Source organism: Acidovorax soli (assembly GCF_014207955.1).
GTDB lineage: Bacteria > Pseudomonadota > Gammaproteobacteria > Burkholderiales > Burkholderiaceae_C > Acidovorax > Acidovorax soli_A.
In genome coordinates this window covers 173,149-192,209 of sequence record NZ_JACHLK010000003.1, presented here as the reverse complement: position 1 = coordinate 192,209, position 19,061 = coordinate 173,149, and the positions used below count along the sequence as shown (strand labels likewise).

Below are 19,061 nucleotides of genomic sequence, written 5' to 3'. Positions count from 1 at the left end.
GACGCGTAACCTTTACTGCAGCGCAGGGATCAAGCTCGTACCGTCGCTGGACCACGCACTAGACTCCATGGCGCGCCACACAGCGTCACTCACATCGTTCGTGATCGCCACCGGGTCACACGCGACATTGGCAATCATCAGCGCTACCAACATCGCATCTTCCTCTGGCGGTGCGTCCAGGTGGTAACTGCGACCTGACTCGGTCTTGACGACCCTGCTGGCAATATCAACGGCGAGAAGCGCAGTCGTAACCCGAAACGACCCGGAGTCCAACTGGGCAGCGATGTGCAGGGACCCGCAGCCCAGTTGCAGAATTCGCCAGTGGTGTAGATCGACCTTAGGCTGCGACGCCACATCAGGCGCTGGGCGGTCGATGGCGAAGTAAAGCTCCATGGTGACCTCCGTTGCGCTGCGGTACTGGGCAGGTGCAGAAGATAGCGTGAAGCGCGCCGATTGCGTCTGAAACCCTCCTGCCCTTGATGTCTTGGTCCAGAGAGACTATGTTCTTGCCTGCCACTGCAAGGAGTGTCTATGCCAGTCGACCGTGCCAACTACCCCGGCATTCCTGCCGACTTCCCAATCGCCGAAATACCGGGAGCGCTGGCAGGTGCACATCCCAAGATCGGGTTGGTCGAGGAGGGTGGAAAGTTCTACGCAACGGGAACATCGCCCTCCGAGGTTGCACAAGCCTTTGATGTTTGTGAGGACTTGGTGACGCAGATGGTGCCGTACTGTCAGCGCAAGCTCACCGAGCGCAATGGAGACCAGACCGCGACATTGCGGGCGGCGTTTCAGGGGCTGCTGAAAAAGAACTGGTGCACAGCTGATCAAAGCAGGTGGATCATTGCCAAGACTGCCGAGCGGCTTGATTGGTCGTTGACTCCTTCGCCATTTGAGCTCTGACCCTATCGCGCTTCCTGCGCTACACCTGCGCAGGTAGCCATGAGGGGCAAGCCTCGATCCTTGATGCTTGCCGCAATGAAATGGCCGAAGGCAACTGGTCGGTTTTCCAAGTTGTTCTTGAATCTACTTGAGCTCAAGTGCAGACGCATGGAACAACGTGCGTTCGTCGCAAAGTTCGTGATCTATTACAATCCACAGTAACGCGCCGACCGGCTCACCCAGAAATGGGCGCCCCGGTGTACAGAGTGTGAAGGCCTCCGCAAGGAGGCTTTCCGCTATCTGGGGCCGTGAATCTCGGCGCGCGTAGAACTCTTTGGCGCGTGCCATGAAATCTTCCTCGACCATTCGCAAGCAGCTCCTGGAGAGACTGTCTGAACTGGAGCGGCAGCGCACTGGAGACGCTGCGAACAGGAAGAAGCCCGACATCGTGATCGACATGACGAAGGTTCCAACCATCTCCAAAGAGCGCTGGGAGAGCCTTGGCAGGGACGCAAGAAACCCTGCGATCAAGTTGCGCAGCCTAGCAGTCTTCTCGGAGGGCTGACCTGTCAGGCAACTGATGGCGCACAGGCTGACGAGCGACTCTTTGGGGCGCGATGCGCACTGGAGAACTGTCGAAGCCAAGGATCTGGAATGTCTATTGACACTTCCATGTCAGTAGCTGAGTCGCTCGCTATCGGGCCCTTGACCAGGGGGCGAAACGGTCATAGCCTTCTATTTATGTTAGAGAGCGGCCCCGTCATCCTCGGCTTGAGTGTCTCCGAATGGGCAGAACTGGTGCGGCGTGCTACGCGTGAGGCGGCGAGGGAAAACCTTCGCGCGGGAATCCCGGTGACCGGAATGGTCAACGGCATCATACGAGTGACCTATCCCACCGATGCCCTTGCCTTGGAGCTCCTCAAAGATGAGCCAACAATCGAGCATCCTCCAGAACCTAAAGCCTGAGGAGTCGAAGGCTGTGCCGGCAGCGGTATGAGCAACCAAAATCGGCTATGGAAGATGGAAACTTCACCTACTAGTTGCACGCCGGTGAGATCAGAGGTGTTCATCCCGCTGATGCCCTCGCGTTGGAGCTTCTCAAGGACGAGGCGTCGGGTGGCAAGCCTCGAAGGCGACGGCCTGGCCCGAGTCGCACACGTCCTCGTTCAGCCCACCCTGGTCAACTGACGACGCTTTCCCTTACGGTGCTGATCATCAGTACCTTATTGCCTTCTGAGGAGCTCGCATGGCGGAGCATCTCGACCTTTATCCGTCGGTGTCACTGTTGATCCCGTTGCCAGATGAATCTCTCTTCAGTTTGGTGAGCCGTCATCACTTTCTCTGGGGAAATGCGATCTCATCCACGACCAGCAATCAGTTCTTCTGCCATCCTCGAAACGGTGCGCAGCATGACTTCCCCAATCGCCTCCAAGTCTTCGTCGATCGCACTGGTGGCGTCTATGGAAATGCCCGGGAGGTCGCGCTCAACCTCACCCTGCTGAAGTTTTATCAACCGTTCCTGTCCCAAGAGGGTGTGAGTGATGCCATCGAATGCCTCTCCCATGGCCGCATCGCGCTCCTGCGACTCAAGCTTGGAGTACTTACGAGCCGATTCGGTGCCAACCATCCTCTGAAGGCTTGTCCCGTCTGCATGCGGGAGGACTTAGTTGGCACCGGCTGGGCTTACTGGCATCTCAAGCATCAGTATCCCGGGGTTTGGGTTTGCATCATGCACGGTGTGCCTCTCCTGCAATCCAAATCAACCGGGGTTGGCCGATTTCAGTGGGTGCTGCCCAGGTTGGATGAACTTCACGATAGCCTCAATGAATCTGCTCGATCGATCACTCTTAGCCTTGATGCCTTGGCCAGCTTTGCGGAGCTGATTGATGCGGTTGTGTTGGCGGGCACTCTATCGAAGTTTGAGGTTGACCGGTTTTATGAACACTATCGCGCGGAATTTATGAGCCGTGGATGGTTGTCCGCGCTCGGCCATATGCGTCTCAACGCTATCGCTACTTCGTTCCTGAATCACGTACAACCGTTTCAGTTCCTTGAAGAGTTTGCTGGCTTTCCCATGACACTTCGGCAAGCCTCATTGCAACTGGGGCGACTTTTCAATTCTCCGAGAACCAAAACACATCCATTTCGTCATCTCATGATGATTCACTGGCTGTTTGGAACATGGGAGCGATTTTCGCAGTCTAAGTATGTGGCCATGCAGACTGCTATGGAGGTCGGCTTGACTCAGCTGCGTGCAGAGGGTGAAGTGGATGCGCGCAAGAAAGAGTTCGATGCGTTGGTACGCGAGAAGAAATTTTCGCCAAAGGCTGCAGCTTCAAGCATTGGAATAGATCCGCAAACCGCGCTGATTTGGGCGGCGAAGCTGGGCATAGCGGTACAACGACGACCTAAGATTTTGCTCCCAGACTTGCGCAAGCTCGCGGTCAAACGGCTGCGTCGTGGCGCGGAGAAGTCTGCAGTCGCTACCGAGGTGGGCGTGTCCATACAAACTATATCGCGATTGCTGTGGACAGAGGTCGGTCTTCAGCAAGCATGGACGGAGGCGAGGCTCAGGAGAACTCGCGACCGAGCGAGGAAGGCCTGGGCCAGACTGCTCAAGACCTCGGGTCCCGTTGGGGTCAAATGGATGCGAACTATTGAGCCGGCCACTTACGCTTGGCTGTATCGCAACGATCACTTATGGCTGGCCGAGCACAGTCCGTGCCCGAATCCATCTCATCGTCGTCCCTGTACGGCATGCGTCGATTGGAAAGCGCGAGATGAGCAACTGAGCGTTGCGATTGAGCAGGCTTGCCTTGTGCTGCAAGAGCGTGGTGAGCATCTCAAGCACGTCAACCAGCTTTATCCGCTGGTTCCTCAGTTGCACGCCAAGCGGCGGCATCTGAATGCGCTGCCACTAACGAGACTGGCAATACAGCGGTCCATTGGTGACCGTCACCCAGGAATGAGCGACCTCCTCGCTTGATCAAAAAAGGTCTACACACTCAAACTGCATGCTTGATATGCGTATATGTATTGAGGTATGCTTAATGCATGATGATTGCGGAGCTAAAAACTCGGGCCGAGAAGGCGCGTCGTATTTGTCAGATGCATGGAATTTCGCAAGCGGACATCGCTGCGCATGTGGGAGCAAGCCAATCCCAGGTCAGCCGTATCCTGAGTGGTGGAAGTACTCGGATGTCCCGCCTGTTCGAAGAGGTTTGCCTGTTTGTGGAGCGATTTGAAGAAGGGGTTACGCCAGAGTTGATACGAGCCAATCCCGACCTGATTGATGCACTTCAAGTCACCTGGGACGGGTCTGCTTCCCATGCAAAAGCCTTGGCATCCGTGATTCGCTCATTGGCCGTTTTGAAACCGACTACCGGTACCTGAGTCCATCAAAAGGAGGTGTCCGAAGATGCTCGTCCAGCCAGCACCTTTACCTGAAGAGGTCGATAGTGGTTACCTTGGCCGAATCATGCGAATCAACGGATACCTCACTCCCAAAGAGACCAGGGCTGCGATGGAGGTCCATTTCGGTGAGGAGGGGCGAAAGCGCAGAGATTTGAATGTGCACGAACTGTTGTGCCGGATGGCAGCTATGTCTTCCGAACAGTTTGCTCAGAATCACACAACGCTTCCATTGCGGAGAGGAATCACGTCGTACCTTCCGGAACTGCGCCATGGCAGCATGGAGCGCAGTACAGTGATGCGTACCACCACAATGCAAAGCATGCTCTCGGTGGCATTCTTCTGCGAAGAATGTGTCAAGGCCGACATCCGATTCCACGGTGTGAGCTACTGGCGACGGGATCATCAGACACCCGGGCAGTTATGGTGTCCCAAACACTGTTCGGCGTTGCATTTCACGACCACTACTGAAGCATTCTCTTGCTCACCCGCGCAATTTTTGGGGCAGTGCGAAGCTGTGCCAAGGGGATGGGTTCAGGCTGCTCAAGGCAACCCCTATGTCCAGCGCTATCTGGAGCTTGCTGCGGCGCTGTATGAGCGAGAACTTCCTTTGAGCGTTCCGCTCATCGTCCCTGTCCTGCGCGCTACAGCCAAATCTCAGGGGTTTCAGGCACACGCAGGCGCAGTGAAGGCGGCGTTGGTGAGTGACCGGATCCAGTCGGTTTATCCGCGGGAATGGTTGGGAACGGTTTTCCGTGAACTTGCTGAACGAACCCCTGGATCGTTCATGCATCAGATCGACGGGGCGTTGTATCTGCGCACATCCTCATCGTCGGTGGCAGCCTATTTGCTTGTACTGGGAGTCCTATTTGACAGTCCCGACGAGGCGATTAACCAACTAGATGCCGCAAACAGTGGCAGGCTTCAAGTTGCAACTCTACGAGAGAAAAGGCGGCACCAGCTCCCAAGTCAAGACGCCCTGCTTCAGCACTATGTCAATGCTGCAGGAGTTCACAGCGAAGTGGCGAAAGTCTTGGGTCGGCCCATCTTCGTGGTCAAGCGTGTATTGACGGGGCTCGGTCTCCCCAATCTCCCCCGCAACGGGAGTTCTGAAGTTTCGGGTCGTCACGCTGGATTGGTGAGCTTCTATGTCAGCAAACGCTCCGTCTCAGAAAGCGCGGCGGCTTCTGGAATGTCTGAACGCCGTTTCGAGTCACTCATACGAGGCTGTGGACCCAACATGGCGAAGGCGTTGGTAATGATGGATCCCCATGGCAAGCTACGCCCGAGGCCAGCCAAGAGCACCCTCGCAGGCAGAGTGCCTATGACCGAAGCCTCCATGGAGATCGATGCCTCAGCGTAGGTGCTGACAACGGCTCTACTAGTCGCTTGCAACCTCACCCCAGAACTGAGTCCAGAACGTTTGGTCTCTTGATGTGAGATCTTCATAGCGGCGCATACGATTGGGATCGTTGCTCCGAAGGGCAGCAACTGCAGGAGCCACAGGAGCGAGAAATGTGTCTGCGGCCACAAGGAAATCATCGAGGCGAAGCTCATCTGATTTTGAGCGCTCGAACGCTACTCGGTGAGCGGCAATCCAAAGTGCGATGATTAGCCGTTGGACACCCGCTGTTTTCTCAATGATGAGCTGCGCAAGTCCATCAGAGGCGGGTAGTGGGTTGGCTACATATTGATAGGGTATCAACTGGGCGAAAAATATGTCCCGAAAGGCCGGATCGGACGCTGCAGTGAAGTGCTTGAATGCGTGGTAGCCTGAAGAAACGAAGCGGCCCGTGTTGCTTAGGCGATTCGTCAGAGCTCCAATTCCATCTGGCGTTCCCGAAACCAGAAGTGGAATTTGCCAGTTGTTCATAAGATCCAAAATCCATTTGAGACACTGGTCCTCAACAATGCTGAGCTCTGGCGGGGCGTCGCCAGATTTCTGTCTCTTGCGGCGGCTCAGAGTGGAGATCTTGAAGAAATTCTGAATCTCATCGAGATGAAGTAGACCGAGGAAGTGCGCTGATGCAACCTGCCTCCATTCCTCCAACATCTTTGCCCCGTTGCGCCAGTTTCCTTCCAGCGTTTTGTCGAAGCGGGAACTGCCAGTTACTCTCTTCCAGTTGGTCATCAATGCGGCCGCGAGAGGTGCGGAATGCCCGCTTGGAGGGACATCAGCAGACAACCAGGCCATCTGATAGTGACCCCCTGTCATTCTGACGAACGTTGAGTGGTGGATCCATTGCTGAGGGTAGGTCTCCAGGCATCGCAAGACTGCCTGTGTCTTGCCGGAGCCAGAAACTCCTTCAACAGCGGCTGCAAAGGTTGGAGACTTGGATCGTTTCAATAGCAAGGAAGGTTCACCGCTGACCAGGCTCCATGTGTTGGGTGACGATGGATCAATGTAGGAGTAGTTCTGTCTCATCATGAGATCCACAGATTCGTGCAGTCGAAGTCCTTCCAAGCTCGGCACGTGAAAGCGTCGCAGGGCCATGAGCATATGCAGCCTGATGTGTCGAGGGATCGTCGCGATGTTCGACGGCGGCAGCGGTGGAAGCTCCAGGTGAAGTTTGGCGATTTTTGAACGTGGGTGTATTTCGCCAAGTTCTCGGATCAAGACGTTTCCCGCGTATGGGTCGTGTTGCGTAACTTTAGGTTTCATCGTCCGGCGCCCCATTCCTACTTTGCAAAACCTCGCGCATCAATTCCTCGTAGATCTCTGAGGCTTCGGAGCGAAGCTCTTTGGAGCCGTAGATCGTCGAGACTTCTACAGTACTGGCCAGACCCAACTCCATCAGGCGTGCTTCAGTTATCGTGGGCTGGCGACCACGTGCCTTTTCCACCGCAGCTCGCGTCTCTTCGATGGAGCGGGCCTTGATCGCTTCAACGCGCTTGAGCGAAGCTACGGCCTGAAGGACGCGTTCGTGCTGGACGTCTGCGGCATGGAGCATCTGGTAAGCAAATGCGTCCGCCTTTTCATCGCGGCTCACTCCGGGCGCAGTCAATGCCTGGTCGGAAATCTTAAGTTCGAGCATCCCTTCGCCTGCTACGTTGGGGGTCCAAATCAGAGTGCTGGAACCAGGGTAGCTGTTCACGGGAATGCCCCAACCTCCGTGTGAGCTTCGTGCGAGGGTGGACCATTGCTCACGCTCAACCACAGGGGACTCGTAGTAGTCGCCTTCGAATTTGATGCCGTGGCGCGAGACTCGACCCTCTCCCGAGGGGAGCAAGTTTCCAATCAGCTCAGACATTGCCGTCGCACGCCTGAAGCCTACGCCCTTTGAAAATCCCCAGTTCCATAGCCCTGCAGGGCTGGGAAATACACCTGCAGCTGCCATATGAGCATCGACCCGGTGCTTTCGATCGGCCGTCAAGTTGTAGCGGAAGAAAACTTCGTGAAGGTACTGCATGTAGCGCTGTACCGTCATCGTCGCCTCAGCGGGATTGGATCGGCGAAGGTCGTACTCAGCGCGCCGAGCATCCATGGCGCCTGGCAGGAAGTTGTATTGAACATTCTTCACAATGCGGTGCATGACTTCCACGATGCCTTTCAAATCGGGGCGGAATGGCGGCGCGTAGCTGAGGCTTCGAATCTTTAGCTTCATGCCCGTTGCCTTTGCGCGTTTGGAGAGATATTCACCTCTGTCGCACATGAAGGCGTATGGCAGAGTCGGCGCTGGAAATAGAGATTGCGACATCTCGTAGTCCCACAGGACGTCCATCAACTGAGAAGGTGCAACGGCGTTGAAGAGGCTGATCTGGGCGGTGTCCCAGCTGGGGCCTGTGAGGCAGACGTAGAAGCCAACGATAGCGGTCGACCAAACATCGACAATGATGTACACGATCGGACGACCAACGATCCACGCCGGATTGATCGAGGACCGTAGGTATACATCTCCAATGGTCGAGTCAATGGCGTAGGTGTGCCCGGGGCCGCTCACGCCTTGCCAGTCTTTGGCATTTAGCCCTCGAAGAGTGCGTTTGAAATGACCGGCACTGGTCTTCTCCAGAATTTTCTGAAGCCAACTGGTTTCAACGGTTAGAACGCGCTTGACTTGTTGATAGTTTGGGTACTGCCCAAGTTGAAGTTTTACCGTCTCGATCTGATCATCCTTGCCATATCGCATTCCCGTCTCAAAGTGGCTTGCGATGATCCGGTTGTATCTATCCCGCATCGGTGGTTTGGGCTGAGGAATCCTTTTGTCGGCGGCCATGATTTGAGCGCGCCAGTTGCTAGTCATGCCTGGTTGTATGGGCTCACCCCAAACGCCGTACAGCTGCATGTAAAGGCGTTGGGCGAGTGTCTTTCGACCAGCTTTCTTTCTTGGCCGATCTTCCGACGTGTCTCGCCGTTTCCCATTTCCGCCGCACTTGTCCCACCGGGTCCTTAGGCTGGTACTGGTTAGACCGTACTTGCATAGGGCAGACCAAAGGTTGCGAACATGGGCCTCGGAGACATTGTTCGCGGCCATTGCTTGCCTGATCAGGCCGCCAAGGTTTCCATGCACCAAGATCCCTTCTTTCAGTGACTCATAGTCCAGGAACTGGCTCATGACTTTGCAGCGTTGCTCAAACGCCTCTTTTTCTTTCGAGGTGTCAATAGGGCTGTAGTAGACGGCGTGGAGTTCCAGGCTAATCAGAACCAGGTCATGGCTGTCGTAGAGTTCTTTGAGCGCGCTCCGATTTACCCAGCAAAGGGCACCGACCTGAGGCGCCTGATGTGGAGGGTGGCTCCGTTTGGTTTTCTCTAGCTTTGGCCGCCCCCCTCGCTTTTTCGCGATGAGTTCCTCTGGGTGAAGCAGCACGCAAACCACCGTGTCTTGTTCGGGAAGATCCAGGATGACGCGGTACCTCCCTGCGAGAAGCCCATATGTGGACGTATGCAGATGAAAGGGTTGGTTGTGTGCTATTTCCACGCCGATCTCCCTGAGCCGATCGGATTCAAGGAGAGGAACGCTTCTTCAGGGATCAGCCTGAGCGGTTGATGAGGGCGCCAGCCGCGGCGTAAGTCGACGGGCAACTTGCCCTGCCAAATTGATTGCCATAAAGCGCACTGGGCCAGATATTGTTGGTCTTCACCCATCAGGGTCTCGGCGATGGCTTGAATGACGTCCGACTCTGATGAGGCGGACATGAGCCGAGCGGTTCGGCAGGCCAAAGCAGTGTGAGCTTCCGGAGCAACTTCTGCGAGTCCCCAACAGGCGGTACGCCGCAGCGTTAGCCCCACCGATTTCTCATACAGCTCTGGTGTGATCAAAAGCCATCGCACTCCCCTTGCATCCCAGTAAGATTTCTCTAGTGAAAGTAGTTCGTGGGCTCTCTTGGATAGGTTGTCAATCGTGTCAGGTTTGCAGGAAATCGCCAGCAAAGTCAGCGGTCTACTCCCATTCGTCAGAACCAAGAGCAGGTCTGTGGTACCAGTCCAGAGGGTGACGTCTTCCTTCTCTTTGGCAGTGGGATGTTTGATGCCTAGATGTTTGGCCAGCGCCACTGTTCCTGGGAAAAGTTCTGTGCCTGCACGGATGTCCCAGCGCGACAGTTCGGTTGGTGCAAATACATGACTCAACGGAAACTGCTCTGCCAAGTCGACGACGTTGCCGAGCATCACCGCGAAGTTGAGACCAGTCCACTCGCCATCTGACAAAAGCTCTCGCTGACGTTCTCGCCAAAGTATGAGATGCGACCTGCCGCAGCTTGCTGGGTCGGAGCGAGAAACGCGATGCCAGGGTATATAGTCGGCGTGTGTGCCTGTACCGCGCCCTTCGCGGAGGTACCGGTTCAGCAGCGCTGGCGTGAAGCGCTTTTCGGTTCTCATGGCAACCTCACAAGCACCGAGGTGCGCAAGGGCCGTCTCCAGAGATCTTCTGGCGTGTCGCGGGTCAGTTGCTGACGCTCTCTTCGAGTGCGCTGCATTGCCGTGCTATCCCATCTCGGTTTTCCTGGGATGCGCCGGTTGTAGATGTGGCGTGAGGGCGAGTTGGTGCTAGCCGCCCTATTGGGGCAGCGGTTGGCAGTGTTCATCGGTCTGACTTTCGGGTGTTCGCCTGTGAGGCGCGAACAAATCCGGCACCCGTGCGTCAGATCTGGTAGTCTCGGGATGCGAAACGCGAAGACTTAGGTCTGAGCACCCGGGCGGCGGGGCTTCTGAAAAGGGGTCCTGCCGTTTCTATTTCATGGCTACCTCCTGTAGTGCGGCACGAAGCGTGCGAGTCTGTGCATGTGAAAGTTGGTTGCCTAGAGCGGCAATATCTCGCAGCAACTCTGCGACATGACGGGGTGTGGCTTTTGCGACTTTGAGGCCAATTGCCGCACGTTCGCGCGAGGCGGCCTCCGTCAGCTTCTGGGCTTCAAGAGGCTTGGCCTGCAGAGCGTGGGCTAGCGCGTTTACCGTGCGGTCGTTGGGCGGCAATCGCCTGGAGTTCTCCAGCTCGCAGACTACGGAGGGCGGCACCCTCGCGCGTAGAGCCAACTCGCGCTGGCTCATACCTAGTTTTTGGCGCAGGTCAAAAATCAGTGCGCCGAAGCATTGATGCTCAAGTTCACTCACCAGCTGTGCATCCCAAACGGTTGTGGTTGTCGTGTTGTGCCCGCAGCATGAAGCTAGCGCTGGTCATGTGGGTACATGTCTGCCTGGCCAATAGCTAGTCGATCTTCGAACGACTTGATAAAAAAATCTAGGCGCGCAAAATGCGTCGTAGTGCAAGTTTTCACGACGCCAGTTTGGGGGCGTTAGAGCGAAGGGAGGTGGGAGCGTGGGAAGACACAAAACGCCATCCGGTGAGCGACTTCGAGCAGCGCTGGCGTTCCGTGCTCTGCGACAAGACACCGGCCTTTCCTACTATCAACTCAGCAAGAGTTATCTGCGCGAGACGGATCCGAAAAAGTACGAAGAGATGCTGCGGGTTCCCAATCGATTCAGGCGTTACTCCCGTGGGGAGACACCGAAATCTAGAGAAGGTCGGGATCGCTTGACATGGTCGATGAAACGCTCGGACTTGTTTCGCTCAACGTACGAATCTCCACTCTTCGTTCTCTTGCAGATGAAGGGTGATTCGCGCGCACTAAAGAGGTTCTCTCTGAAAGCACAAAGTTCGCACTTGATAGCGCGGTCGGTTCGGCCTCTGTCCAGGTGGGCGGTCTTTGGCATACCAGGCGAGCTCGAAAACCTCACGGCATGCACTCACATAGATGCTCTGTGCCTACTTCTGCTCTGCTTCAGAATGCAGGTGGGAAAGGAGGACGAGAGCATGTGCGCAATCGCATGCGTCGACTGGTTTAGAGCATGGTCGAAGGCGATGCAGGATAGGGAAATAGAGCTCCTGATGTTGAATGCACTCACCGATCATGTGCCTCAGCTTTCGCCGTACCTGCAAGAACTTCATCTTGGTTTGACGGCCGATTCGAATCTGAAGATGTAAACACATCCCCGATGCCAAGGCGTCCGCAGTGATTTTTTGATGGGTGTTACGACTTGGATTCTTTAAACTGCCTTAGCGCACGTCGCGCCGCCGGCGAGTGCGCTATCCCACGATTACGACTTTGATTCACCGGAATGCCAATGATGTGACGGGTGTTGTTGACCCCTTCGCGAGATCAAAGGCCGCAGTAGTTGAGGTTGCAAGTGGGCAAGCTTCGTCGCCGCGCTCGATGCGGCGATCCTTGGCTTCCTGCGTGAGGTAGGCAATGGGGTCTTCGAGATGACCAAGTCAGGCGGCCGCCTTGTGACGGAGAAGAACCCTGTGGGCTGCGTCATGAATAAGCCGCCGTCAAGGCTAGATTGACGTCCAAGGATGTCGATCTTTTGCGTTTGAGGGTTCTAAGCAAGGAAAGCACCATGCCGACCGACGACTTTTAGGATTTGAGTGCCGCTTGATATGAAGGCGATCTCCACCGAGAAGTTGCTTGTAGCCAACACGATCATTGCGAAGCTAGTGCCAGAGCTTCGGCGCAGTGGCGCTTATCATGCCGCCACTGGCACTTCTCCCGGGGGCTGGACGTTGACCGGCTACGGTTTGACGATCCACCTGGCTGAGGACGTACTGCTCAGCCCAATCGAGCCTGCGCTGTCTTCCCTTCTGGATATCTGGCCCGAAGGTGGGAGTCGAAAGATTTTTTCCGTCAGTTGGTATCCATCCATGCCTTGGTATCCGAAGCGCGTTGTGGTCTTCAAACCCGGATCGTGGACGCATGCCCTAATCTCGGGGCAGCTGTAAAAGTTCGGTTCAAGAGTGGCAAGATCATCTTTGGGGGCTTTACGACTTTCGGATGGCAGCCTAGTGCCTGATCAGTCCGCAAAGCCGCGTCAGTGCTTGGCCGGTGTTTACGACTTTATTTAGCCGGAATAGCAGGGGAAGGGCGGAGGGCGCAGTGCATACACTCCCTGCTCCCGTTTTCCCCTTCCTTTCGATGCACGCCCTGTTGAACGCCATCGCCACGATGGCCCCCCTGCCCACCGATGCCCAGCGCATCTTCCATGGCCGCGGCGGCCTCTACCCGGGCTGCGAGCACTGGGTGCTCGACGTGTTCCCGCCCGTGTGGGTGCTCACCAGCTTCCAGCCTGTGGCCGAAGACGACCTGGCCACGGTCGGCGCCGCCTTGGCTGCGCGCTGGGAGCAACTGCACCCGGGCGAGCCGCTCCACTGGGTCTTCCAGACCCGGCACGAGGGCCGCAGCGAGACCCGGCTGATGGCCGGCAGCGTGCCCGACCCGCATGTGGTGAGCGAGCAGGGCGCGCGCTTTCGCGTGCATGTGTCGCGCGGCCAGAACCACGGGCTGTTTCTCGACATGGCCGAAGGCCGCCGCTGGGTGCGTGACTACGCCGCTGCGCGCAGCTCCGACCGCTATGGCCTCAAGGTGCTCAACCTGTTCGCCTACACCTGCGCCTTCTCGGTGGTGGCCCTGCAGGCGGGCGCCAAACAGGTGGTCAATGTGGACATGGCCCAGGGTGCCATCGCCATCGGCCAGCAGAACCACCAGCTCAACGGCCTCACCACGGGCGCGAGCTTTCTCGCGCACGATATCTTCTCTACCTGGGGCAAGATCACGCGCGGCGGGCCCTATGGTCTGGTGATCGTGGACCCGCCGAGCTTCCAGCGCGGCAGCTTTGTTGCCACCAAGGACTACGCGCGCCTGATGCGCCGCCTGCCCGACCTGCTGATCCCGGGCGGCCATGCCCTGCTGTGCCTGAACGCGCCCGAGCTGGACACGGCCTTCCTCAAGGACCAGATGCGCGAGATCGCGCCGGAGCTGGAATTCGTGGAGCGTGTGGCCAATCCGGCGGTGTTTGGCGATGTATCCGAAGAGCGCTCGCTCAAGGTGTTGGCCTACCGGCTGCCCCCGCTGGAGCCGGCGCAGTCCACTACCCGTTGACCCGTTGGTGGCGCTCCTTGAGCTTCGCCACCTCCTTCACCTGCTGCCGAAAGGCCTCCACGGCCTCCTTGCACTCGGGGTCCCAGGAGTCGGTCTTCATGTGCTGCAGCACGGCCATGAGCGCATCGCTCAACTGGCCGATCTGGCGGCCGTAGCTGCCCACGTCCTCGATGATCTTCTGCTCGAGGGCGGGGTCCGAGGACTTGCCCATGTTGATGTTGACCAGGCCCACCTGGCCCATCGTCATCTTGGTCCAGTACTGGAAGGCCTGGTTCACGGGGCCGGACAAGGGCAGGTGGAAATCGGGCATGGCGCGTACCTCCGGGTGGCTTGGTTGTGGCAGGAGAAGGGATTGCAAGCCAAAAGCCGGTCCGTATCCAGAAAATTCTGGCAATCCCCGGTCCTAGCCCGTGAGCCAGCGCAGCGGCGCCAGCACCGTCTGCGGAAACAGCACCATGATGAACATCACGGCGAACTGGGCTGCCATGAAGGGCAGCACGCCGCGCGTCACCTCGTCCATCTTCATGCGCCCCACGCCGGCCACCACGTTCAGGATGGTGCCCACCGGCGGGGTGACCAGGCCGATGGAGTTGTTGATGATGAAGAGCACGCCGAAGTAGACCGGATCGATGCCTGCCGCCTTGATGACGGGCATCAGCACCGGGGTCAGGATCAGGATGGTGGGGGTCATGTCCATGGCGGTGCCCACCAGCATCACCAGCACCATGATCGCGATCAAGAGCAGGGTCTGGTTGCCCATGAAGGGCTTGAGCAGTTCCACCATCTGCGCCGGCAGGTTGGCCACCGTGATCAGCCAGGACGACACCATGGCTGCCGCCACGAGGAACATCACCACGGCCGTGGTCTTGGCGGCGGTGGTGAGGATCGGCAGCAGGGCGGACAGCGGCAGCTCGCGGTAGATGACGCTGGCCACGAACAGCGAGTACACCGCCGCCACCACGGCAGCCTCGGTCGGCGTGAACACGCCCATGCGCAGGCCCACCAGGATGAACACCGGCAGTGTCAGCGCCCAGACCGATTCACGGGCCGCGCGCCAGAGTTCGGCCGCGCTCTTTTTCTCGGGCAGGGCGAGAGTCTCCTTGCGCCCCACCCACCACCAGGTGGCCGCCAGGCCCAGGCCGATCATGATGCCGGGAACGATGCCTGCAATGAACAGCTTGCTGATCGACACATTGGCCGCCACGCCGAAAATCACAAAGCCGATGCTCGGCGGAATGATGGGGCCGATGACGCCCGAGGCCGCGATCAGCCCGCCCGACACCTCCTTCCTGTGCCCGGCCTTGACCATCATGGGCAGCAGCAGCGCCGTCAGGGCCGCGGCGTCGGCCACGGCCGAGCCCGACAGCGAGGACAGCAGGCAGGCGGCCAGGATCACCACGTACCCGAGGCCGCCCTTGACATGCCCCACCAGTGCCAGCGCGAAGTTCACGATGCGCTGCGACAGACCGCCCACGTTCATGATCTCGCCGGCCAGCATGAAGAAGGGCACGGCCAGCAGCGGAAAGCTGTCTGCGCCGTTGATGAAGTTCTGCGCCAGGATCTGGGCGTCAAACAGGTCGAGGTGCCACATCAGGCCGACGCCTGCGGCCAGCAGCGCGTAGGCGATGGGAATGCCCAGGGCCATGGCGCCGAGCAGGCTGCCCAGGAAAATCAGCACGGTCATGTTCTTGCCCCAGGTTGTTGGGTGGCGGCGTTCTCGCGCGCCAGTTCGGCCTGCAGGGCCTCCAGCTCGGCCTGCTCTTCGGACTCCTTGACCATCACCAGGTCGCTTTCGCGGACCTGGCCGCTCAGCACGCGCAGCAACTGCAGCACCAGCAGAAAGCCCGCGCACACCGAGAACACCACGCCGCTGGCGTAGAAAAAGGCCATCGAGGCCCCGGTGACCGGTGCCTCCACGTCCCAGTTGATCAGCATCTGCTTGTAGCTGCCGGCCAGGAAGAGCCAGGTGAGGTAGAGCATCAGCACCTGCCCGAGCACCATGCAGACTTTCTTGCCCTTCACCGGCAGGCGGGACACCAGCATGTCCGTGCCCAGGTGGGCGTTCTCCCTGAGGGCCGCCACCGCGCCCAGGAAGGTGATCCAGATGAACAGCCAGCGCGACAACTCTTCGCTGACCGTGATGCCGGAGTTGAAAACGTAGCGCAGCACCACGTTGCCGAAGACCAGCACCACCATCACGGCAAGCGCCAGCGCGATGAGCAGGTTGATGGCCCGCACGTAGCGGTCGATGAAGCGGTCGAGCATGCTTGGCTCCTTGTGGGCTGGGCGTCAGAGCTGCGTTGCGTGCAGCAGGCCGCGCGCCGCCAGGTTGGCGATGAAGGCCCGGATCCCGAAGCGCCAGGGCGGTGCCGTCTCGCTGTGGGTCACGGTGTTGTGCAGGGCGCCGAGCCAGGCGCTGTGGATGGTGACCACGTCGCCCAGGTGGTGCGTGAAGCCGCCGCCGGGTTCACCGCGGTCTTCGGTGGGGGCGAACAGCGTGCCCAGGAACAGCATGAAGCCATCGGGGTACTGGTGCGCGGCCAGGGTCTGGGCCACCAGGTCGGCCGGGTCGCGGCTGATGCTGGCCATGGTGTTGATGCCGCGCAAATCGAAGCCATCCCTGCCCTCCACGCGCAGGTGCACGGTCTCGCTGCGCACCTGGTCCATGCCGAAGCCGGCATCGAACAGGCGCAAGAAGGGGCCGATGGCGCAGGAGGCATTGTTGTCCTTGGCCTTGCCCAGCAGCAGCGCGCTGCGGCCCTCGATGTCGCGCAGGTTGACGTCATTGCCCAGGGTGGCGCCCACGATGTCGCCGCGGCTGTTGACCGCCAGCACCACCTCGGGCTCGGGGTTGTTCCAGGCCGAATCGGCGCGGATGCCGATGTCCTCGCCCGTGCCCACCGCGGCCAGCACCGGGGCCTTGGTGAAGACCTCGGCATCGGGGCCAATGCCCACTTCGAGGTACTGCGACCACAGGCCCTTTTGCTGCAGCAAGGCCTTCAAGGCCATGGCCTGTTCCGAGCCCGGCCGGATGTCGGCCAGGCTTTCGCCGATCAGGCCGATCACCTGGCTGCGCAGGCCCTGGGCCCGGCTGGCGTCGCCACGCGCCTGCTCTTCGATCACCCGCTCGATCAGGCTCGCTGCGAAAGTCACGCCGGCGGCCTTGACGACCTGCAGGTCGCAGGGTGCCAGCAGCCAGGGTCGGGCTGTGTCGCGCTGGCCGGGCTGGCTGTGGGCCAGCAGCTCGGACACGCTGCACAGGTACTGGCCCGGAGTGGTCCGTGCCGCCTCGGCGGGATCTGGCATGTCCAGCAGCGTGCTCATGGTGGGATAGCGCTGGCTCAGGTCGTAGACGCCCTGCTCGCGCAGCGCCACCACGGCGGGGCCGGCGGGGCTGCCGTCCACCCAGGCGCGGCCCACCAGGGTGCCTGCCAGGCCATCGTGGGGCAGGGCAGGGGCGTGCGATGCCGCACCGGCCACGGCGGCCGCTGTTGTCTTGTCACTCATCGGAAAGTCCTTGAAGGTTCGAAATCGGTGCCGCCCACCCCCGGTGGCTGCTCAGTGGTTGTGGCGCGGTGTGTTCTCGGCAATGCGGCGGTAGTCGAGGGCAAAGTCCAGCGTGGCGCCATCGACCAACTGGCCGGTCTTCTCGCGGTACAGCGCCTCCCAGGGCGACTGGCTGCGGGGCACCGGAGGGGGCGGCAGTTCGCGGCGGCGGCGTGCGATCTCTTCGGGTGCCACCAGCGCATCGCAGCGGCCCGCCGCGAGGTCGATGCGCAGGGTGTCGCCGCTCTGCAGCCAGCACAGGCCTCCGCCCACCGCGCTTTCGGGCGAGGCGTTGAGGATCGAGGGGCTGTCGGCCGTGCCTGACTGGCGCCCATCCCCCAGGGTGGGCAGGGTGGTGATGCCCCGGCGGATCAGGGCGTCGGGCGGCTGCATGTTGACCACCTCGGCCGAGCCCGGCCAGCCGATGGGGCCGGCGCCGCGCATCACCAGGATGCAGCCCTCATCGATGCCCAGTGCCGGGTCGTTGATGCGCGCGTGGTAGTCGTCGGCGCCCTCGAACACCACGGCGCGGGCCTCGAAGATGCCTTCGGCACCGGGCCGGCTCAAATAGCGTTGGCGAAAGGCCTCGGAAATCACCGAGGTCTTCATGATGCCGAAGTCGAACAGATTGCCCCGGAGCACCAGGAAGCCGGCCTGGTGCATCAGCGGTGCCTCGAAGGGAAAGATCACCTCGCGGTCGCTGGTCTCGCGGCCCTGCAGGTTCTCGGCCACGCTCTTGCCGGTCACGCTCAGGCAGCCGCCGCGCAGGCGCCCGGCCTGCTGCAGCTCCCACATCAGGGCCGGAACACCGCCCGCGCGGAAGAAGCGCTCGCCCAGGTACTTGCCGGCCGGCTGCATGTTGAGCAGCAGCGGCAGGTCGTAGGCGTGCTCGGTCCAGTCCTCGGCCCGCAGGTCCACGCCGGCATGCCGCGCCATGGCCATGATGTGCACCTGCGCGTTGCTGGAGCCACCGGCCACGCTGACCACCGACAGCGCGTTGAGAAAGCTGTCGCGGCTCAGGATGCGCGAGGGCCGCAGGTCCTCGAAGGCCATCTCGACAATGCGCCGCCCGGTCTCGTAGGCCATCTGGCCGCGCTCGCGGTAGGGCGCGGGGATGGCGGCGCAGCCCGGCAGCGACAGGCCCAAGGCCTCGGCCACGGCATTCATGGTGGAGGCCGTGCCCATGGTGTTGCAGTGGCCCGCCGACGGGGCGCTGCTGCAGGCACGCTGCAGAAATTCCTCTTCGCCGATCTCTCCGGCCGCCAGCTGGCGCCGGCTGCGCCAGATCACGGTGCCTGAGCCCACGAGCTCGCCGTCGTGCCAGCCGTCCAGCATGGGGCCGCCCGAGAGCACGATGGCCGGGATGTCCACGGTGCTGGCCGCCATGACGCCGGCCGGCGTGGTCTTGTCGCAGCCCGTGGTCAGCACCACGGCATCGATGGGGTAGCCGTACAGGATCTCGACCAGGCCCAGGTAGGCCAGGTTGCGGTCCAGCGCAGCCGTGGGGCGGCGGCAGTTCTCGAAGATCGGGTGCACCGGGAATTCCATCGGAATGCCGCCGGCATCGCGGATGCCGTCGCGCACGCGCCGCGCCAGGTCCACATGGATGCGGTTGCAGGGCGAGAGATCGCTGCCGCTCTGGGCAATGCCGATGATGGGGCGGCCCGAGCGCAGTTCCTCGGGCGTGAGCCCGTAGTTCATGAAGCGTTCGAGGTAGAGCGCGGTCATGTCCGAGCGCTCGGGAGCAGCGAACCACTCGCGCGAGCGGAACGGGCGACGGGGTGTCTTGTCCATGGTGGGGCTTGAAAGGAGAAAAGAGGCTTCGCGCCAGCGCGGAGCAGAATCCGCGCCGC

Annotated in this window: 18 protein-coding genes; 8 read left to right on the top strand and 10 right to left on the bottom strand. The window is 59.9% G+C overall.

Features of this window, described 5'->3' with window-relative positions; translation table 11 throughout:
• Positions 1 to 12: 12 nt before the first annotated feature.
• Positions 13 to 393, bottom strand: a complete 381-nt coding sequence (locus HNP48_RS09645; RefSeq protein WP_184856704.1) for a hypothetical protein — start codon at positions 391 to 393, stop codon at positions 13 to 15.
• 138 nt (positions 394 to 531) lie between these two features.
• Between HNP48_RS09645 and HNP48_RS09640 the strand changes: the two genes are divergently transcribed.
• From HNP48_RS09640 to HNP48_RS09620, 6 genes are all read left to right on the top strand, one after another.
• Positions 532 to 903, top strand: a complete 372-nt coding sequence (locus HNP48_RS09640; RefSeq protein WP_260420175.1) for a hypothetical protein — start codon at positions 532 to 534, stop codon at positions 901 to 903.
• Positions 904 to 1,228: 325 nt separating this feature from the next.
• Entirely contained in the window at positions 1,229 to 1,447 is a 219-nt protein-coding gene (locus HNP48_RS09635) for a hypothetical protein (RefSeq protein WP_184856703.1), read from the top strand.
• A gap of 89 nt (positions 1,448 to 1,536) precedes the next feature.
• Complete coding sequence (locus HNP48_RS35170) at positions 1,537 to 1,848, top strand: hypothetical protein (RefSeq protein WP_221480159.1); 312 nt, start codon at positions 1,537 to 1,539, stop codon at positions 1,846 to 1,848.
• Positions 1,849 to 2,128: 280 nt separating this feature from the next.
• Positions 2,129 to 3,868: a TnsD family Tn7-like transposition protein gene (locus HNP48_RS09630; RefSeq protein ID WP_184856702.1), complete on the top strand. Its 1,740-nt coding sequence runs from the start codon at positions 2,129 to 2,131 to the stop codon at positions 3,866 to 3,868.
• A 68-nt stretch (positions 3,869 to 3,936) separates the two neighbouring features.
• Positions 3,937 to 4,275 carry a helix-turn-helix transcriptional regulator gene (locus HNP48_RS09625; RefSeq protein WP_184856701.1) on the top strand — a complete coding sequence of 113 codons (339 nt, stop codon included), beginning with the start codon at positions 3,937 to 3,939 and terminating at the stop codon, positions 4,273 to 4,275.
• A gap of 25 nt (positions 4,276 to 4,300) precedes the next feature.
• The gene (locus HNP48_RS09620; RefSeq protein ID WP_184856700.1) at positions 4,301 to 5,656 is read left to right on the top strand and encodes a TniQ family protein; all 1,356 of its coding nucleotides are present in this window, start codon (positions 4,301 to 4,303) and stop codon (positions 5,654 to 5,656) included.
• Positions 5,657 to 5,674: 18 nt separating this feature from the next.
• On the opposite strand, the gene HNP48_RS09615 is transcribed toward HNP48_RS09620, so the two are convergent.
• The 4 genes from HNP48_RS09615 to HNP48_RS09600 all read right to left on the bottom strand — a co-directional run bounded on the left by HNP48_RS09615 (position 5,675) and on the right by HNP48_RS09600 (position 10,840).
• The gene (locus HNP48_RS09615; protein WP_260420174.1) at positions 5,675 to 6,910 is read right to left on the bottom strand and encodes an AAA family ATPase; all 1,236 of its coding nucleotides are present in this window, start codon (positions 6,908 to 6,910) and stop codon (positions 5,675 to 5,677) included.
• A 34-nt stretch (positions 6,911 to 6,944) separates the two neighbouring features.
• Entirely contained in the window at positions 6,945 to 9,209 is a 2,265-nt protein-coding gene (locus tag HNP48_RS09610; protein ID WP_184856698.1) for a transposase, read from the bottom strand.
• Complete coding sequence (locus HNP48_RS09605) at positions 9,200 to 10,108, bottom strand: TnsA endonuclease N-terminal domain-containing protein (protein WP_184856697.1); 909 nt, start codon at positions 10,106 to 10,108, stop codon at positions 9,200 to 9,202. Before HNP48_RS09605 ends, HNP48_RS09610 begins: the two co-directional genes overlap by 10 nt.
• Positions 10,109 to 10,459: 351 nt before the next feature.
• Positions 10,460 to 10,840 carry a helix-turn-helix domain-containing protein gene (locus tag HNP48_RS09600; protein WP_184856696.1) on the bottom strand — a complete coding sequence of 127 codons (381 nt, stop codon included), beginning with the start codon at positions 10,838 to 10,840 and terminating at the stop codon, positions 10,460 to 10,462.
• A 1,327-nt stretch (positions 10,841 to 12,167) separates the two neighbouring features.
• On the opposite strand from HNP48_RS09600, the gene HNP48_RS09595 reads away from it, so the two are divergent.
• Together HNP48_RS09595 and HNP48_RS09590 are read left to right on the top strand one after the other, a co-directional pair.
• Positions 12,168 to 12,506 (top strand): hypothetical protein, encoded by a 339-nt coding sequence (locus HNP48_RS09595; protein WP_184856695.1) that lies wholly within the window; start codon positions 12,168 to 12,170, stop codon positions 12,504 to 12,506.
• A gap of 193 nt (positions 12,507 to 12,699) precedes the next feature.
• Complete coding sequence (locus HNP48_RS09590; protein ID WP_184856694.1) at positions 12,700 to 13,662, top strand: class I SAM-dependent methyltransferase; 963 nt, start codon at positions 12,700 to 12,702, stop codon at positions 13,660 to 13,662.
• Here HNP48_RS09590 and HNP48_RS09585 read toward each other — a convergent pair.
• From HNP48_RS09585 to HNP48_RS09565, 5 genes are all read right to left on the bottom strand, one after another.
• Positions 13,652 to 13,972: a hypothetical protein gene (locus HNP48_RS09585; RefSeq protein WP_184856693.1), complete on the bottom strand. Its 321-nt coding sequence runs from the start codon at positions 13,970 to 13,972 to the stop codon at positions 13,652 to 13,654. The two genes, HNP48_RS09590 and HNP48_RS09585, sit on opposite strands and share 11 nt — an antisense overlap.
• 93 nt (positions 13,973 to 14,065) lie before the next feature.
• On the bottom strand, positions 14,066 to 15,346 hold the full coding sequence (locus HNP48_RS09580; RefSeq protein ID WP_184856692.1) for a TRAP transporter large permease subunit: 1,281 nt from the start codon (positions 15,344 to 15,346) through the stop codon (positions 14,066 to 14,068).
• Positions 15,343 to 15,927 (bottom strand): TRAP transporter small permease, encoded by a 585-nt coding sequence (locus tag HNP48_RS09575; protein WP_184856691.1) that lies wholly within the window; start codon positions 15,925 to 15,927, stop codon positions 15,343 to 15,345. Before HNP48_RS09575 ends, HNP48_RS09580 begins: the two co-directional genes overlap by 4 nt.
• 24 nt (positions 15,928 to 15,951) lie before the next feature.
• Positions 15,952 to 17,169 carry a fumarylacetoacetate hydrolase family protein gene (locus tag HNP48_RS09570; RefSeq protein ID WP_184856690.1) on the bottom strand — a complete coding sequence of 406 codons (1,218 nt, stop codon included), beginning with the start codon at positions 17,167 to 17,169 and terminating at the stop codon, positions 15,952 to 15,954.
• A gap of 51 nt (positions 17,170 to 17,220) precedes the next feature.
• Positions 17,221 to 19,002 (bottom strand): IlvD/Edd family dehydratase, encoded by a 1,782-nt coding sequence (locus HNP48_RS09565; protein WP_184856689.1) that lies wholly within the window; start codon positions 19,000 to 19,002, stop codon positions 17,221 to 17,223.
• Positions 19,003 to 19,061: the final 59 nt, after the last annotated feature.

Bases quoted from the DNA above. Each gene is read 5' to 3' on its own strand.
- HNP48_RS35170 (WP_221480159.1), top strand. From the start codon at position 1,537: ATGTCTATTGACACTTCCATGTCAGTAGCTGAGTCGCTCGCTATCGGG.
- HNP48_RS09565 (WP_184856689.1), bottom strand. From the start codon at position 19,002: ATGGACAAGACACCCCGTCGCCCGTTCCGCTCGCGCGAGTGGTTCGCT.
- HNP48_RS09605 (WP_184856697.1), bottom strand. From the start codon at position 10,108: ATGAGAACCGAAAAGCGCTTCACGCCAGCGCTGCTGAACCGGTACCTC.
- HNP48_RS09630 (WP_184856702.1), top strand. From the start codon at position 2,129: ATGGCGGAGCATCTCGACCTTTATCCGTCGGTGTCACTGTTGATCCCG.
- HNP48_RS09575 (WP_184856691.1), bottom strand. From the start codon at position 15,927: ATGCTCGACCGCTTCATCGACCGCTACGTGCGGGCCATCAACCTGCTC.
- HNP48_RS09595 (WP_184856695.1), top strand. From the start codon at position 12,168: ATGAAGGCGATCTCCACCGAGAAGTTGCTTGTAGCCAACACGATCATT.
- HNP48_RS09585 (WP_184856693.1), bottom strand. From the start codon at position 13,972: ATGCCCGATTTCCACCTGCCCTTGTCCGGCCCCGTGAACCAGGCCTTC.
- HNP48_RS09625 (WP_184856701.1), top strand. From the start codon at position 3,937: ATGATGATTGCGGAGCTAAAAACTCGGGCCGAGAAGGCGCGTCGTATT.
- HNP48_RS09590 (WP_184856694.1), top strand. From the start codon at position 12,700: ATGCACGCCCTGTTGAACGCCATCGCCACGATGGCCCCCCTGCCCACC.
- HNP48_RS09580 (WP_184856692.1), bottom strand. From the start codon at position 15,346: ATGACCGTGCTGATTTTCCTGGGCAGCCTGCTCGGCGCCATGGCCCTG.
- HNP48_RS09570 (WP_184856690.1), bottom strand. From the start codon at position 17,169: ATGAGTGACAAGACAACAGCGGCCGCCGTGGCCGGTGCGGCATCGCAC.
- HNP48_RS09635 (WP_184856703.1), top strand. From the start codon at position 1,229: ATGAAATCTTCCTCGACCATTCGCAAGCAGCTCCTGGAGAGACTGTCT.
- HNP48_RS09640 (WP_260420175.1), top strand. From the start codon at position 532: ATGCCAGTCGACCGTGCCAACTACCCCGGCATTCCTGCCGACTTCCCA.
- HNP48_RS09620 (WP_184856700.1), top strand. From the start codon at position 4,301: ATGCTCGTCCAGCCAGCACCTTTACCTGAAGAGGTCGATAGTGGTTAC.
- HNP48_RS09645 (WP_184856704.1), bottom strand. From the start codon at position 393: ATGGAGCTTTACTTCGCCATCGACCGCCCAGCGCCTGATGTGGCGTCG.